Raw genomic sequence first — 639 nt, forward strand, 5'->3', positions numbered from 1 at the left:
TCGTCCACGTAGATCGAGCCGCGCGGCGCCAGCACGCCGGCGATCCAGCGCTTGCGCGCCTGGCCGGGGTTCTCGTGGGGCAGGAACCAGGTGCAGCGTCCGCCGCGCTCGACCTCGCCGAGCGGGCTCATCACCTTGCCGGAGGCGATCAGCATGTGCGCGCCGGCCCCGGTCGCGATGCGGCCGGCCTCGACCTTGGTGCGCATGCCGCCGCGCGACAGCTCCGAGGCCGGTCCGCCGGCGATCGCCTCGACCGAGGCGTTGACCCGCTCGACGATCGGGATGTGGCGCGCGTTCGGGTCGCGGTCCGGCGGGGCGTCGTAGAGCCCGTCGACGTCGGACAGCAGGACGAGGCAGTCGGCGCTCGCCATCGAGGCCACGCGCGCCGCGAGCCGGTCATTGTCGCCGTAGCGGATTTCCGAGGTCGCCACCGTGTCGTTCTCGTTGACGACCGGGATCGCCTTGAGCGCCAGCAGGCGGGCGAGCGTCGCCCGGGCGTTGAGGTAGCGTCGGCGCTCCTCGGTGTCGCCCAGCGTGAGCAGGATCTGCCCGGCCGTGATGCCGTGCGCGCCCAGCACCTCGCTCCAGACGCGGGCGAGCGCGATCTGGCCGATCGCCGCGGCGGCCTGGCTGTCCTCG

General features: G+C 73.9%; 1 protein-coding gene. It reads right to left on the reverse strand.

Annotated features, from left to right (window positions below; all coding sequences use genetic code 11):
• Positions 1-639 (reverse strand): glutamate 5-kinase (proB, locus tag ACIKT0_RS19665; RefSeq protein WP_407106931.1); only part of this gene is annotated, 639 nt, incomplete at both ends.

Source organism: Hansschlegelia beijingensis (assembly GCF_045505405.1).
Taxonomy (GTDB): domain Bacteria; phylum Pseudomonadota; class Alphaproteobacteria; order Rhizobiales; family Methylopilaceae; genus Methylopila; species Methylopila beijingensis_A.